Origin of the sequence: Streptomyces sp. NRRL WC-3626 (assembly GCF_000718785.1) — a bacterium.
Taxonomy (GTDB): domain Bacteria; phylum Actinomycetota; class Actinomycetes; order Streptomycetales; family Streptomycetaceae; genus Streptomyces; species Streptomyces edwardsiae.
Genome location: NZ_JOCA01000019.1, coordinates 1 through 14,116 on the forward strand (window position 1 = coordinate 1; position 14,116 = coordinate 14,116).

At 69.4% G+C, this 14,116-nt stretch carries 14 protein-coding genes; 6 read left to right on the plus strand and 8 right to left on the minus strand.

The window, feature by feature from the left end:
• A partial coding sequence (locus IF28_RS0125445) for an ROK family transcriptional regulator (RefSeq protein WP_037894016.1) occupies positions 1-689 on the minus strand: 689 nt, incomplete at its 3' end.
• A 55-nt stretch (positions 690-744) separates the two neighbouring features.
• Between IF28_RS0125445 and IF28_RS0125450 the strand changes: the two genes are divergently transcribed.
• Positions 745-1,821 carry a Gfo/Idh/MocA family oxidoreductase gene (locus tag IF28_RS0125450; protein WP_030224659.1) on the plus strand — a complete coding sequence of 359 codons (1,077 nt, stop codon included), beginning with the start codon at positions 745-747 and terminating at the stop codon, positions 1,819-1,821.
• Positions 1,818-2,297, plus strand: a complete 480-nt coding sequence (locus IF28_RS0125455; protein ID WP_030224660.1) for a heme-degrading domain-containing protein — start codon at positions 1,818-1,820, stop codon at positions 2,295-2,297. The genes IF28_RS0125450 and IF28_RS0125455 overlap by 4 nt, the downstream gene beginning before the upstream one ends.
• A 96-nt stretch (positions 2,298-2,393) precedes the next feature.
• On the opposite strand, the gene IF28_RS0125460 is transcribed toward IF28_RS0125455, so the two are convergent.
• The 3 genes from IF28_RS0125460 to IF28_RS0125470 all read right to left on the minus strand — a co-directional run bounded on the left by IF28_RS0125460 (position 2,394) and on the right by IF28_RS0125470 (position 4,076).
• Complete coding sequence (locus IF28_RS0125460; RefSeq protein ID WP_030224661.1) at positions 2,394-3,110, minus strand: YidC/Oxa1 family membrane protein insertase; 717 nt, start codon at positions 3,108-3,110, stop codon at positions 2,394-2,396.
• Positions 3,111-3,205: 95 nt separating this feature from the next.
• Entirely contained in the window at positions 3,206-3,514 is a 309-nt protein-coding gene (locus IF28_RS0125465; RefSeq protein WP_030224662.1) for a DUF6412 domain-containing protein, read from the minus strand.
• Between the two features lie 34 nt (positions 3,515-3,548).
• Complete coding sequence (locus IF28_RS0125470; protein ID WP_030224663.1) at positions 3,549-4,076, minus strand: winged helix-turn-helix transcriptional regulator; 528 nt, start codon at positions 4,074-4,076, stop codon at positions 3,549-3,551.
• Between the two features lie 164 nt (positions 4,077-4,240).
• Here IF28_RS0125470 and IF28_RS0125475 point away from each other — a divergent pair, with 164 nt between their 5' ends.
• Positions 4,241-5,659 carry an MFS transporter gene (locus IF28_RS0125475; protein ID WP_030224664.1) on the plus strand — a complete coding sequence of 473 codons (1,419 nt, stop codon included), beginning with the start codon at positions 4,241-4,243 and terminating at the stop codon, positions 5,657-5,659.
• A gap of 103 nt (positions 5,660-5,762) precedes the next feature.
• Positions 5,763-6,776, plus strand: a complete 1,014-nt coding sequence (locus IF28_RS0125480) for an SEC-C domain-containing protein (RefSeq protein ID WP_030224665.1) — start codon at positions 5,763-5,765, stop codon at positions 6,774-6,776.
• A gap of 96 nt (positions 6,777-6,872) precedes the next feature.
• Here the strand turns inward: IF28_RS0125480 and IF28_RS0125485 are convergent, their stop codons facing one another.
• The gene (locus IF28_RS0125485) at positions 6,873-7,223 is read right to left on the minus strand and encodes a DoxX family protein (RefSeq protein ID WP_030224667.1); all 351 of its coding nucleotides are present in this window, start codon (positions 7,221-7,223) and stop codon (positions 6,873-6,875) included.
• 134 nt (positions 7,224-7,357) lie between these two features.
• On the opposite strand from IF28_RS0125485, the gene IF28_RS0125490 reads away from it, so the two are divergent.
• Positions 7,358-8,365: a LysR family transcriptional regulator gene (locus tag IF28_RS0125490; RefSeq protein WP_078621411.1), complete on the plus strand. Its 1,008-nt coding sequence runs from the start codon at positions 7,358-7,360 to the stop codon at positions 8,363-8,365.
• A 364-nt stretch (positions 8,366-8,729) separates the two neighbouring features.
• Here the strand turns inward: IF28_RS0125490 and IF28_RS0125495 are convergent, their stop codons facing one another.
• The 3 genes from IF28_RS0125495 to IF28_RS0125505 all read right to left on the minus strand — a co-directional run bounded on the left by IF28_RS0125495 (position 8,730) and on the right by IF28_RS0125505 (position 10,799).
• On the minus strand, positions 8,730-9,254 hold the full coding sequence (locus IF28_RS0125495; RefSeq protein ID WP_158713713.1) for a hypothetical protein: 525 nt from the start codon (positions 9,252-9,254) through the stop codon (positions 8,730-8,732).
• Positions 9,255-9,363: 109 nt separating this feature from the next.
• Positions 9,364-9,729: a DUF1801 domain-containing protein gene (locus tag IF28_RS0125500; protein WP_030224672.1), complete on the minus strand. Its 366-nt coding sequence runs from the start codon at positions 9,727-9,729 to the stop codon at positions 9,364-9,366.
• 26 nt (positions 9,730-9,755) lie between these two features.
• Entirely contained in the window at positions 9,756-10,799 is a 1,044-nt protein-coding gene (locus tag IF28_RS0125505; protein WP_078621413.1) for a YDG/SRA domain-containing protein, read from the minus strand.
• A gap of 161 nt (positions 10,800-10,960) precedes the next feature.
• Between IF28_RS0125505 and IF28_RS0125515 the strand changes: the two genes are divergently transcribed.
• On the plus strand, positions 10,961-14,116 hold the full coding sequence (locus tag IF28_RS0125515) for a DUF3427 domain-containing protein (RefSeq protein WP_030224674.1): 3,156 nt from the start codon (positions 10,961-10,963) through the stop codon (positions 14,114-14,116).

Sequence of the window (14,116 nt, forward strand, 5' to 3'; positions counted from 1 at the left end):
CCCTCCCCCCGCACCGCGAGCCCCAGCGCCGCCGCGTTCGTGTCCTTGTCCACCACGACCGGCACACCGACCCGCCCCTCCAACGCCTCCCGCAACGGAAACCCGTCCCACCCCGGAAACCCGGTGACCCGGTGCAACACCCCCCGCGCATGATCAAGCGGCCCCGGCAGGGCGACACCGAGACCGAGCAGCGTAGGGGCGGAGCCGAGCGCACCCCCCGGCGTCCGCAGCGTCTCCGCCACCAGCCCCCGCAGCACGCCCACCACCCCGTCCACGACCGCCTCGGCCCCCGCCCCGAGCCCCAGCGCCGACCGCCGCTCTCCCACCACACGCCCGTCGAGGTCGACGACGACCACCCGCACCGCGTCCCGGTCCAGATGCACCCCCACCGCGTGCCCCGCCTCCGGCACCAGCCGCAGCACGGTCCGCGGCTTGCCTCCCGTGGACGCCCGCCGCCCCGCCTCCGCCGCGAGCCCGTCCTCCCGCAGCCGGGCGGTGATCTTGCTGACCGCCTGCGGAGTGAGCCCGGTCCGCTCGGCGAGCTCCAGCCGGCTGATCCCCTCCGCCCCCGCGGTCCGCAGCAGCTCGAGCACGAGCGCGGCATTGTGGCTCCGCAGGGCAAGCAGGTTCACTCCCCGTGCCACCCCCCGCGCATGCGCCCCGCCGATACCGTCGTACGTCCTGTTCACCCGCCCATTGTCCCTTCTGCTTGCACTTTGGCAACAGCGTTGCGAAAGTAGGACCATGACTGGCAGCAGCAGCACTCCCCTCCGCGTCGGACTCGTCGGCTACGGCCTCGCGGGCTCCGTGTTCCACGCCCCGCTGATCGCCGCGACCGAGGGCCTCGCGCTCGACACGGTGGTCACCTCCAACCCCGAGCGGCAGCAGCAGGCCCGCGCCGAGTTCCCGGACGTACGCGTCGCCGCGAGCCCGGACGAGCTGTTCGCCCGCGCCGGCGAACTGGACCTGATCGTCATCGCGTCCCCGAACAAGACCCACGTCCCGCTCGCCACCGCCGCCCTCGAAGCCGGCCTGCCGGTCGTGGTCGACAAGCCGATCGCCGGCACGGCGGCCGAGGCGCGCGAACTGGCCGCCCTCGCGGACGAACGCGGCCTGCTCCTCTCCGTCTTCCAGAACCGCCGCTGGGACAACGACTTCCTCACCCTGCGCCGGCTGATCGACGACGGCGGACTCGGCGACGTCTACCGCTTCGAGTCGCGTTTCGAGCGCTGGCGCCCGCAGCTCAAGGGCGGCTGGCGGGAGTCCGGCGACCCGGCGGAGATCGGCGGTCTGCTCTACGACCTCGGCAGCCATGTCGTCGACCAGGCGCTGGTCCTCTTCGGCCCGGTGACGGCCGTCTACGCCGAGGCGGACATCCGCCGCGACGGCGCGCAGACCGACGACGACACGTTCATCGCGCTGACGCACGCGAGCGGTGTCCGCTCCCACCTCTATGTCTCGGCGACCACCGCCCAGCTGGGCCCGCGCTTCCGTGTCCTGGGCTCGAAGGCCGGTTACGTGAAGCACGGCCTGGACCCCCAGGAGGCCGCCCTGCGCGACGGCGCGCGTCCCGGCCTCGGCTGGGGTACGGAGCCGGAGGACCTGTGGGGCCGCCTCGGCGCGGGCGAATCCCCGGTGACGGGTGGCGGGAACCCCGTACCGACCCTCCCGGGCGACTACCCCGCCTACTACGCGGCCGTGGCGAAGGCCCTCTTCGCCGACGCCCCCAACCCGGTGACCGCGCGGGAGGCGGCCGCCACCCTGGACGTACTGGAGGCCGCGCGCCGCTCGGCCCTGGAGAAGGTGACGGTGACCCTGTGACCACCCCCGAACCCACCCCGAGCGTCGCGGAGCTGGAAGCCCAGGAGCGCCGGCTGGTCTTCCCCCGCTTCACCCACGACGACGCCTGGGCCCTCGGCTCCCTGCTGGTGGAGATGGCCCGCGAACGCCAGGCCCCGGTGGCCATCGACATCCACCGCGCGGGCCAGCAGCTCTTCCACGCGGCCCTCCCCGGCTCGGCCCCCGACAACGACGCGTGGATCGCCCGCAAGCGCCGGGTGGTCGAACGCTACAACTCGGCCTCCTACCTGGTGGGAGCCCGTCACCGTGCCAAGGGCACGACGTTCGAGGCGTCCTCCCGCCTGGACCCCGACACCTACGCGGCCCACGGCGGCTCCTTCCCGATCACGGTGGAGGGCGCGGGCGTCATCGGCGCGGTCACGGTCTCGGGCCTGCCCCAACTGGAGGACCACGAACTGGTGGTGGAAGCCCTGGAACGCTTCCTGAACCTGCCTTAGGGACGCGGGGAACTGCGCGAACGGGGGTCTGGGGGCGAAGCCCCCGGGGACGGGAAGGGAAGGGGCGGCGGGGGCGAAGAACCACACCCCCCACCCTCATCGATACAGCGCTGCCCGTTCCACCACGCTCCACGTCGTACTGGTCACCACATACAGCGCGGCCGCCAACGGCATGACGGCGACGGTGACGAGGGTGAGGAACGACATGTACGGCATCACCTTGGTCACCGCCCCCAGCCCCGGCACCTGCTCCCCCTCACCGCCCGCCCCCGGCACAGGCTGAGCCGCCATCGTCCGCCGGGACAGCCGGTACCCGAACCAGGCGACCACGGCGACGACCGCGAACAGCCCGATGTACACGACCCCGGCCCCACCGAACACCCCTCCCTCGGCCAGCGCGTCCGCCCAGCGGTCGCCGAGCGGTGCCCCGAACAGCCGATGACCGAGCAGTTCATTGGCACGCCCGCCAACCGTCTCGCTGGAGAACAGGTGGTACAGCAGGAAGAACGCCGGCAGCTGAAGCAGGCTGGGCAGACACCCGGACAGCGGCGACACCTTCTCCCGCGTATGCAGTTCCAACACGGCCCGCTGCAACTTCTCGGGATCGCGGCGGTACTTGCGGCGCAGTTCGGCGATCCGCGGCTGCAACGCCGCCCGAGCCTTCTGCCCCCGCGCGGCAGCCCGCGACAAGGGATGCACGAGCAGCCGTACGGAGGCGGTGAACAGGACGATCGCGGCAGCCGCCGCGGAGACGCCGAACAACGGCTGGAGCAGGTCGGCCAGTTGCCCGACCAGGCTGGCGAATACGGACATGGGTGAGCCCTCCGGGGGTCTCGTCGTGCCGGAAGTACGAGGAACGGCATGACGACCCGCAGCGGGGCGGTGAACTCACAAGAAGGGAAGGTGCCCTACGCGGCGGTCGCCAGGAGGACGTGTCCGGGCGCTCGGGGCCGCGTCCGCCCCTTGGCGTCGGGATCGCGCTGCGGCAGGAAGGCCGTACGCCGGTCCCGCTCCCGTATCGCGGTACGCACCCGCGTGGGCGCGACGACGGGCGCACACCGGGCGGCGGCAAGAGCGCAGAGCACAAGGGCCGTACCGGCCGCAGCGGTAGCGGCCAGGGCGACATCGACCACGGAGAGCCCGGCGACGGGCAGCAGAAGCAGGACGACCGGGAGCACGGCGAAGACGAAGCGCGCACCCACCCACTGACGGATCACGCGGCCCCCTCCCCCACTTGGTCGCCCCCGGAACTCACACCGGATCGATCACCACAGGCTGCAGCAGCCGCTTCGGCTTCAGCAGCGCCCGGCTGACCGGATCCGCCGGATCCCGGCTGAGTCCGGGCCCCGGCAGCACTTCAACGTCCGACACCGGCACGATGGTTCCGCAGGCCGGACATTCGTTGTACGAGCCCAGCTCGGTGCCGCAGTCGGCGTGCCGGAACACCCGCAACTGGACCTGTGTGAGCTGCTCGCGTCCCCACGCCCCGAGCGCCCTCATGGTGGGCCACAGCGCGATCCCGCGGTCGGTGAGGACGTACTCGTCGCGCGGCGGCGACTCCTGGTACCGGCGCTTCTCCATGATCCCCTGCTCGGTCAGGGCACGGAGGCGGGCGGAGAGCACCGCGCGCGGGATGCCGAGGTGGACGAGGAAGTCGTTGTAGCGCCGTACGCCGTAGAAGGCGTCGCGGATCACGAGCAGCGTCCAGCGTTCCCCGATGACCTCGAGGGCGCTCGCGATCGAGCACTCCTGTGTCGCGTAGTCCTTGCCCAGTGCCATGCCGTCCACTGTAACCACTTCTCCAGCTGTTGGTTCAATGACCGAACCGACGATGTTACGGTGACGGGGTCGAGGTAAGTTCATTCATTGAACTCACTCGCTTCCCGAAACCCGGAACCCCCGCCCCAGCAAGCCGATCGATCCGCAGAGGACCCCTGACAGACATGACAGGCACCGACTCCTCCCCCGCGACCGCGGAACACACAGCCGTACGGGAGCACGCGCCGGACACCGCCCCCCGCCGGGACTCGCCGCCGCACCCGGGCGCCACCCTCGCCCTGACCAGCGCCGCCACCGCCGTGGCGCTGATGACGTACACCACGCCGATCATCACGCTCCCCGACACCGCGGCCGCCCTCGGCACCCCGCTCTCCGCCCAGGCCTGGCTGCTCAACGGGACCCCGCTGGGCCTGGCCGCCCTGCTCCTGGTCGCCGGCAGCCTCGCCGACGACTACGGCCGGCGCAGGATCTTCGTCTCCGGCACGCTCGCGCTCGGCGTCACCACGGCCCTCGGCGCGTTCGCCACCAGCACCTGGCTGTTCACCCTGGCCCGTATCGCCCAGGGCGCGGCCAGCGCGGCGCTGCTGGCGAGCAGCCTGGGCCTGATCGTGCACGCCTTCCCCACCGCGTCGGGCAGGGTGCGGGCGACGGGGGTGTGGGGCGCGTTCGTCACCGGCGGTATCGCGGTCGGCCCGCTCCTCGCCGCGGCGATACCGGACTGGCGGCTGACGTACGGCGTCCTCGGCGCCGCGGCCCTCGTCGTCGCCGCCCTCGGCACGCGTGCGCTCACCGAATCGCGCTCCCCGCGCGGGGGCCGCCCCGACTTCGCCGGAGCGGTGACCTTCGGTCTGGCCCTGATCTCCCTCGTCGCGGGCCTCACCCTGGGCCGGGACGGCTGGCTGCGCGCCCCGGTGCTGCTGCTGTTCGCGGCGACGGTCGTGCTGCTGGCCGCGTTCGCGCGGGTGGAACGCCGTACCCGCACCCCGATGATCGACCTGGCGCTGCTGCGCCGCCCGGACTTCCTGGCGTCCTCACTCGGCGGCCTGTTCACGGGCCTGGCGGTGATCGGCCTGTTCAGCTATCTCCCGGCGGTGCTCCAGCGGACCCTCGGCATGTCCGCGCTGGACACGGCCTGGCTGACCCTGCTGTGGGCCGGCCTCGCCTTCGCCGTCGCCCTCCAGGCCCGCCGCCTGGCCGGGCGCGTCCCGACCCGCGTCCAGCTGGCCATCGCCTTCGCCCTGCACGCGGCCGGTGTCCTCACCATGCTCGGCGCGGTCGGCTCGGGCTCCGCGGCCCGCTTCGTCCCCGGCATGATCATCGCCGGTGTCGGCAGCGGCCTGCTCAACGCGGCCCTGCCCCTTCTCGCCGTCGAGTCCGTCCCGCCCGCGCGTGCGGCGATGGGCTCCGGCGCCCAGCAGACCTTCCGCTACATCGGCTCCTGCGCGGGCGTCGCGCTGACGATCGCCATCGCCACGTCGTCGAGCGGCGGGGTGGCCCGGGGCACGGACATCGCGATGGTGGTCTCGGCCGTCCTGGCGCTGGTGGCGGCGGTGTCGGTGGTGAGCCTGCGCGGACGCCACTGACGTACGACGTGCGGGCGGCCCGCCGACGCGCGGGCCGCCCGCACGGGCCCCGTCCCCCGAGGCTGTCTCTTCTTTGTCACCCACCGGCAGTACGGTGTCCCCCATGCGCCCCGACACGCCTGCCGAAAACGTCGACCACACCGCGGAAGCCGACCGCCTGGAGCGGACCGCCGACCTCTACCCCGAGGACGCCGAGGCCCTGCTCCTGCGCGCCGCCGCCCACCGCGAACTCTCCGGCGACCGCCCCACCGCGACCGCCCTCTACGACCGCCTGCTGACCTCCTCCCGGGAACTGGACGAACCGTTCCTGGTCCGCGCCCTCAAGGCGTCGAACCTCTGGGAGTACGGCCATGAGGCGGAGGCCCGCGCGATCATCACCGGCATCCGCACGACGGCCCCCCGCGACCCCGCCCCCTGGGTCATCGTCGCGGAGTCCCTGGAAGCGCACGACGAGCTCGAGCAGGCGCACGAGACGTTCACGCAGGCCGTCCACCTCCTCCTGACCGGTGTCGACGCACCCCCGCGCGCCACCCACCCGCTCCTCTTCGGCCGCCACCGCGTGCGCAGGATGCTCGGCGCGGCGCACGACGAGTGGGACGCCCTCGCGGACACCGTCCACAGCCTCCCGATCACCCTGGACGAACTCCACGACCCGAAGCGGGTGTGGTCCCTGGGCTCGGAGAACCCGGCGGAACTGGAGGCGGAGATCCTCCGCCTGCGCGCCGAACTGGGCGCGTTCCGGGAGGCGTTGTCCCGCCCCTTCCCGGTGGCGGTGCTGCACTGGCCGGCCGGCGAACTGACGGAACTGCTGTCGGCGTACCCGACGCTGGCGGAGGAGTACCCCTCGCACGGGGAGCACCTGGCCTCGATAGAGGCGGCCCTGCGCGAACTCGCCGCGTCCGGCACCCCGAACCTCGGCATCGTCACGGGCACGGTCCCGTCGTACGAGGCCTTCGCCGCCTCGGAACTGACCTCCCCCTCCGACCCGTCCCTCCTCCCCCAGTACGCCACGACCCTGGCGGCCCGCGGCCGGGCGGCGGCATGGCCCCCGGAGCGGACGGCGGCGTGCTGGTGCGGGTCGGGGCGGGCGTATGGGGAGTGCCACGGCGTCGGCTGACGGACCGGCGGTGAGGAACCGTGCCCGTCCGTCAGGTCCCGGCGTACGGGCACACGGGTACTGCCCCTGCCTCTGCCAACCGCTCGGCGGCGACGCCTATCGCGCCGCGGCGAGGACGAGGGCCGCGGTGGCCAGCCCCAGGTAGCCCCCGGGAAACGCGATGTTGTGGTGGACGCGGGCACGGACGTGCGCAGCGACGGCGCCGATGAAGAACAGGACGAGCCCCGTCGCGGCGGCGATGCCGATGAACCGGACGCCCAGGAGCCCGAGCAGAAGCCCGGCGGCTCCCGCGGCCTTGAGCGCGCCGAGCCAGGGCAGCCAGGACCGCGGAAGACCGACTTCGGCCGAGTTGGCGAGGACGAACCCGGCCCTCATGAAGTCCGCGACGGAGATCGCCGTATTGGCGATGACCGCCATGACGGTGACGATCACGTAGACGGTGAACACAGGGCTCCCCCTTCGGGACGACTCCCCTTCGGCCGACCGCGCGGCGGTCCTGTGCGGGCCGCCGCCCGATCGTCGCGTCAAGCCTCCTCGGACTTCGAAGCGACGGCCAATACCTGCGCCTATAACCTGACGGCATGGACGTGGACACTCGGCTGCTGCGCTACTTCGTCGCCGTAGCGGAGGAGGGGACCCTCACCCGTGCCGCGGAACGGCTGTTCGTGTCGCAGCCAGCCCTCACCAAGCAGATCAAGCAGTTGGAGACTCGGCTCGGAGTGCGGCTGTTCACCCGGTCCCGCACCGGCATGGCGCTCACCGAGCCGGGTCGTGCCCTGGCGGAGCGGGTGCCCGGCCTGCTGACCGACTGGGACCAGGTGGTGCGGGAGGCCAAGAGGGCGGCCGGCCGGGCGGTCCGCGTGCTGCGGGTCGGCTTCCTGGCCAGTGCCGCCAACGAGGCGACCCCGCGCATCATCACGGAGTTCGCCCGGCGCCGACCGGGCTGGCGGGCGGACATGCGGCAGGCCACCTGGTCGAACCCGAGCGCCGGACTCGCCGACGGGGACGTCGACGCCGCCCTGCTACGGCTGCCCTTCCCCGGCCAGGACACCCTGCGGACGGCGGTGCTGTTCACCGAACCCCGCTGGGTCGCCCTTCCCACGGGACACCCCCTGGCAGCCTGCGACCTGATCGCCTTCGACGATCTGCGGGACGAACCGTTCGTGGCCGCCCCGCCCGAGTCCGGCTGGTGGCGGGACCACTGGCTGGCCGTCGACGAGCGCGACGGCCACCCGGTCACCATCGGCGCGGTCACCGATCAGCCGGACGACTGGCTCAGCGCGATCGCCAACGGCTACGGCATCGCCTTCGCCCCCGCGTCCGCCGCCCGCTTCTACGCCCGCCCGGGCGTGACCTACCGCCCCGTCAGCGGCCTCGGCCCCAGTCGGGTCGGCGTCGCGTGGTCGCCCGCCGACGACACGGATCCCGTCGTCCAGGACTTCGTCCGCTGCTGCCTGGACCACGGCCCCGGCCCCGGGGAGAACCCCGCCGGCGACGCTCCCCGCCCCAACGGACCACCACACACCCCGCCCCCACCGAACACCACCGGGACGGACCGACCGGGAGGGCCCGCATCGGCTCGAGCCTGATGCGGACGCGGAAGGAGCGGGGACATCAGCGGTGACAGACCGGCCTGGGAACCAACGCCCGCTCGTACTTCCCCATCGACTCCAGCATGCCGCCCATCACGGGCGGCAGCAGCGCCCGCAATCGTCCCGGACGCCTGGCGGCCCGGCAGCGAGGTGACGCACACGGAGGAGTCGCCGTGCCGCAGGTCCCGGCTCCGCCAAGTGCGCAGCCCGGTGGCCCGGCGGAACCCGTACAGAGCCTTCAGCAGGCGTGCGCCGTGCGGTGTGCTGACGAACGGCAGACCCCGGTCTGGCCCGTTCCTCGGCCGGGGTCCCGGGAGAGGGCGGACGTACGGCCCGTCGGCCCGCACGCGACGCGCGGGGTTCAGTCTCCGACGTCGTCCAGGGCCGACCGTGCCGCCGCCGTGAACTCCCCCACCCGCTCCGACAGCCGGGCCACCTCGACAGCGTGACGCTCCACGAAGAGGACGTTGCCGTCGGGGGCGTTCGGCGGTGTGTCGCGGAAGGCCAGCAGGGTGTTCTGCGTCGACTTGAGCGCGGTGTACACGCTCCGGGCCGCCTGCTCCACCGTCGCAGGCCCCTCGACCGCGAGGTTGGCCCAGGCCGCCTGCGCGAGCACCAGCTGCCGCTGGGCATGCCCGATCCTGCGATCGACCTCCTCGGTGTCCCGCTCACCCACGAACGCACGACCGGCCATCTTCAGCGCGTGCTGGGCCTCGGTCGCCGGAGCGAGAAAGGCCCCGTACGCGTCCCGACGCACCTGCCTGCGCCAGTGCGCATGCTCGGCCCGTGCCTGAGCCTGCACCTGCTGCCGACTCGACCACCCGGTGATCGCCGAGGCGAGGACGGTACCTGCCACACCGACGGTCGCGCCGAGTAACGCAGCCAATCCCTGATCCATAGGAGGTGTGTCTACCGCACGGGTACACGGCGGAGGGGCGGAAGCGAAGCATCAGAAGCATCCGCCGAGATCAAGCTCGTCAGACTCCGCGTAACGGTCAGCACACCTCACCCGGCGCGGCCGCGGTAGCCCTCAGCAGATCCCGCACCAGCTCGAAGTCGACGCTCCCCGGCCGACGGAACCGCAGACACGCCTTGCCCATGTCCTTCTCGGCCAGCCGCTCCGCGAAGGCTTCCCGGACATCGCCGCGCATGAGATAGACCGAGATGTACTGCTTCTGGCTCGCAAAGGCGATCTCCGCGGTCCCGCCCCGCTGGTACACGGGCATGCCGTACGCCATGCCCTCACGAAACCCACCGAGCTCGGCTTGGCACAGCCGGCGCAGCCTGGACAGCACCTCCCGGCGCCCCTCGGGGGCCTCGGCCAGGTAGGCGTCGACATCCTTCGCCGCGCTTTGCACCATGTACATAGCCTATTACCGGAGGGCGCTTACAGCCGACGGTCGGAAGCTCGCCGCTCCCAGTACTCCCTGTGATAGCGGATGTACTCCTGGTGGACTCGGTGGCCATGCCTCACGTTGAGCTTCGGCAAGAGCCCCGCGCCAACAAGGTCGGGTCGCGCGATGATAGACCAGTCTTCATCCACGGTGATCGCGCCGATGTCGAGTCGCACATGGCAGTTGGGGCAGAGGCAAAGGATGTTGGGCTCGACATCGGGTCCGCGATGCGGCTTACCCAGAGGCCGTATGTGGGCGCCCTCGCTGTACGGCTTGCCGTCCGGGCCTGTCAGGCGCAGGCCACATAGTTGACACTCCCCGCCGTAGAGGTTCTTGATCCGTTTCACAGCGGCCGTGTCCCTGATCAGGCGGCGTACCTGCATGCTGCGCGAGCGGGGGAACTTTTCCTCATCCCACTGCTCACCGGGCGCTTCTTCGTCTTCCTGCCCGCCGTCGTCCGGCTCGCCTTGCTTGCCATCGAGTTCCGCCAGCACGTCGATGATGTGCCGTTCGACCTGCGTCTGCACCTGCTCTCGCGCAGGCATGCGCTTCAGGTCGAACTGGCAGATTTTGATCGGCGAACCATCAGGGGCCGGGTACTTGGACGTCGCCGTGCGCACCTCCGTTATCTCGTACAGGCCGTCGTACCTGTAGGAGTCGTGGGGCGAGTAGAGCGAGTCTCCCTCGTACCCTCGGATCACGCGGATGGGAAGTCCCTGCTCGTAGCTGAGCAAGAGTGCAGCATTGTCTACGTGGGACCACGACTGGCTACGAAGGAGCCTGCCGGTCTTGGGGTCTTTATCCTTCTTTGGCGACGCCCCTGTGTATCGGATCCAGTCCCAGTGGTCTTCGTCGTCCGCGTAGCCGCCGTGCAGAACTATTGCATCGCCGACCTTGTGTCCCTCCTTGGTCTGCAGCCAGGAGATGCCGTTCTGGTTCGCTCGATGCAGCTGCGCGTTCAGCACGTCTCCTCGCCGATGGAAAACCGCGCCTACGGGCACGCCTTCTATGTGTCCGACAACTCGTTCGATTCCCATCTGTCCATACTGGAGCGAGCGTGATCATTTTCAAACAACTCTCGCCCACAACAGCGAGGTTGAGACATAAGGGTGATCCGCATCGGATCACCTCCGCCCGGATTGTCAGTGCCCTCTGTTACACATGACCCGAGCTATCCGGCGGGATCGAAGGAGTCCGTGTGTCTGAGCTGGAGGATCTGTCGCAACCTGCCGCGGGTCTCTACGAGCAGCTGATCACACTCCGCTTTGAGCAGAAGCTTCAGCAACTCTCCCAACTTGGCTGGCATCCAGTGAGCGAGGCGGTGGGCCCGGAGTCCGTCCCCCACGTGCTTGCACGGCATGTCTCACTCACCGTGCGCCGCGTACTGCAGAGCCTGCCTGTCGAGGAGCGTGTGCACGCGGCCAACCACATCTTGGAGTCCATCGGTACGCTCAAGGGCGCCCAAGAGTGGGTGGACCTCATCGCGGACGGCCCTCAACAACTCCTCGCCATCACGCGACAGGAGGCACCGGGAGTCTTCGCCGTACGCCCCGGGATTCCGCTATCAGACACCGCCCTCCTGACCAACTCGCCCGAGGACCCGAGCCTGGGCTTCGAACTGCGTGCAGAGCTTGCTACTGCCGACCGTGTCGATCTCCTTTGTGCCTTCGTTAAGTGGCACGGACTTCGGGTCATCGAGCGGTCTTTGCGAGCAGCCCGCGAGCGGGAGGTGCCGATAAGGGTCCTGACCACGACCTACATTGGCGCTACTGAGCGGCGAGCGTTGGACCGCTTGGTGGAGGACTTCGGAGCCGAGGTCAAGGTCAACTACGAGACGCGTTCGACGCGGCTCCACGCCAAGGCGTGGCTGTTTCGCCGAAGCAGTGGTTACGACACGGCGTACGTCGGAAGCTCGAACCTGTCGAAAGCCGCCCTCCTCGACGGCCTTGAGTGGAACGTTCGCTTGTCGTCCGTAGCAACACCGGATGTGGTGCGAAAGTTTGAAGCCACGTTCGAGTCGTATTGGAACGACCCATCTTTCGAGACATACGACCCTCATTCGGATGGCGGCCGCCTGCAAGAAGCGCTTGCGGTCGCTGGCGGTGCACCCTCAGCGAACCAAGCCATCACGCTCTCCGGCCTCGAAGTACGGCCATACCCCTTTCAGCGCGACATGCTCGAGCGTCTCCGCGTTGAGCGTGAGGTCCATGAACGGCACCGGAACCTCTTGGTAGCGGCGACTGGCACGGGCAAGACCGTCATGGCAGCACTTGACTACAAGCAGCTTCGTGACGACCAGCGCCGCGACCTGCGCCTGCTGTTCGTCGCTCACCGCAAGGAGATCTTGCAGCAGTCGTTGCGGACGTACCAGGACATCTTGCTGGATGCGAACTTCGGGGAATCCCTGCACAGCGGTGAGATCCCGGAGCGCTGGACGCATGTCTTCGCGAGCGTTCAGTCGCTCAATGCACGGGCGCTCGATCGTCTTGCTCCCGATCACTTCGACGTCATCGTGATCGACGAGTTCCACCACGGAACTTCGCCGACCTATCGGAAGATCATCGATCACTTCAAGCCGATGGAACTGCTGGGCCTCACCGCCACGCCAGAGCGCATGGACGGCAAGAACATCCAGAACGAGTTCTTCGAGGGACGTATCGCCGCCGAGATGCGGCTGTGGGAAGCACTGGACAACAAGCTCTTGTGTCCCTTCCACTACTTCGGCATCAGCGACACCACCGACTTGAGCGCCGTGGAGTGGAAGCGCGGGGCGTATGACGTGAGCTCGCTCAGCAATGTCCTGACGGGCAACAAGGTTCGCGCGGGCCTCGTCATCAAGGCGGTAAAGGCGAAGGTCTCCGACCCGAGCCGTATGCGGGCCTTGGGCTTCTGTGTCTCCGTCGCTCACGCTCACTTCATGGCGGAGTCCTTCCGCGCGGCTGGCTTCAGCGCTGTGGCGGTGTCTGGGGAGACGCCGGCCGATCAGCGACGGCAGGCGCTCGCGGACCTCAGATCTGGAGCCCTCCAGGTGGTCTTCTCGGTCGACCTCTTCAACGAAGGCGTTGACGTACCGGATGTGGACACCCTGCTCCTCCTGCGCCCCACGTCGAGCGCGACCGTGTTCCTCCAACAGCTCGGACGTGGCCTCCGGCGCTCCGATAACAAAGCTGTGCTGACCGTGTTGGACTTCATCGGCCAGCACCGTAAGGAGTTCCGGTTCGAGAACCAGTTCCGCGCCTTGACGAACCTCACACGCAAGCGACTTCTGGACCACATCGAGCATGATTTCCCGAAGCTTCCATCTGGCTGCGAGATCCTTCTGGAGGAGAAGGCCAAGCAGACGATCATTGCCAACATCAAGGATCAGCTCAGCGTCAATGTGACCACCTTGGCTCGTGAAGTGGCCGACTACGACGAGCCCCTTCTTGGCCGCTACCTGGAGGAAAGCGGCCGAGAAATCAAGGAGGTGTACCGAGGGAACGGGAACTCCTGGACAGGGCTACTCCGTCGCTCCGGCCTGATGGATGGCGAGGCACCCGAAGGGGAGGCGGCTCTCCTCAAGCGGGTGCCTGCGTTCCTGCATGTCGACGACCCGCTGCGGGTGGACGCGTACACGCGCCTGCTGGCAGACGATGCCATCCCCTATGACGACCTCGATGAGCAAGGGAAGGCTTACGCCCGGATGCTCTTCTTCCAACTGTGGCCACTAGGCGGTATCACGAGGAAGGGCTTTGCGAGCTACGCCATTGGGTTTGCTTCCCTCCGCAGGCAGCAGGCATTTCGTAGCGAGCTCCGCCAAGTGCTGGCGTACAACCTCGCTCGTACCGAGCATGTACCCATTCCCCTCCTCGGGGTGGCCGGCGACCGAGGCTTGCCGCTGACGGTGCATGCCTCGTACAGCCGCGAGGAGATCCTCCCTGCCCTCGGCCAGTCATACATCGAAGGCTTCATGCCAGGTGACTTCCGCGAGGGCGTGAAGTGGTGCGAGTCGATCGCGACGGACGCGCTTCTCATCACCCTGGAGAAGGATGAGAAGGACTTCTCCCCGCAGACTCGGTACCACGACTTCGCGCTGAGCGAGACGCACTTCCACTGGGAATCTCAGAATCAAACCTCCGAGGCATCCCCGACTGGACTGCGTTACCAGCATCACGTCGCGCAGGGCAGTCAGGTCCTGCTGTTTGTCCGCCGCTACAAAACCACGGACATAGGCGGTGCCCAGCCGTGGATGCTTCTAGGCCCTGCTGAGTACCAGAGTCACGAAGGCAGCAAGCCGATGGCCATCACCTGGAAGCTAAAGCATGAACTACCGGCGGACGTACTGTCGTTTGCCAAGGCGGTAGCGGCGGGCTGA

Excerpts from the sequence above, each read along its gene's own strand:
- IF28_RS0125475 (WP_030224664.1), top strand. The coding sequence starts at position 4,241 with ATGACAGGCACCGACTCCTCCCCCGCGACCGCGGAACACACAGCCGTA.
- IF28_RS0125505 (WP_078621413.1), bottom strand. The coding sequence starts at position 10,799 with ATGGGAATCGAACGAGTTGTCGGACACATAGAAGGCGTGCCCGTAGGC.
- IF28_RS0125490 (WP_078621411.1), top strand. The coding sequence starts at position 7,358 with ATGGACGTGGACACTCGGCTGCTGCGCTACTTCGTCGCCGTAGCGGAG.
- IF28_RS0125450 (WP_030224659.1), top strand. The coding sequence starts at position 745 with ATGACTGGCAGCAGCAGCACTCCCCTCCGCGTCGGACTCGTCGGCTAC.
- IF28_RS0125480 (WP_030224665.1), top strand. The coding sequence starts at position 5,763 with ATGCGCCCCGACACGCCTGCCGAAAACGTCGACCACACCGCGGAAGCC.
- IF28_RS0125500 (WP_030224672.1), bottom strand. The coding sequence starts at position 9,729 with ATGGTGCAAAGCGCGGCGAAGGATGTCGACGCCTACCTGGCCGAGGCC.
- IF28_RS0125460 (WP_030224661.1), bottom strand. The coding sequence starts at position 3,110 with ATGTCCGTATTCGCCAGCCTGGTCGGGCAACTGGCCGACCTGCTCCAG.
- IF28_RS0125470 (WP_030224663.1), bottom strand. The coding sequence starts at position 4,076 with ATGGCACTGGGCAAGGACTACGCGACACAGGAGTGCTCGATCGCGAGC.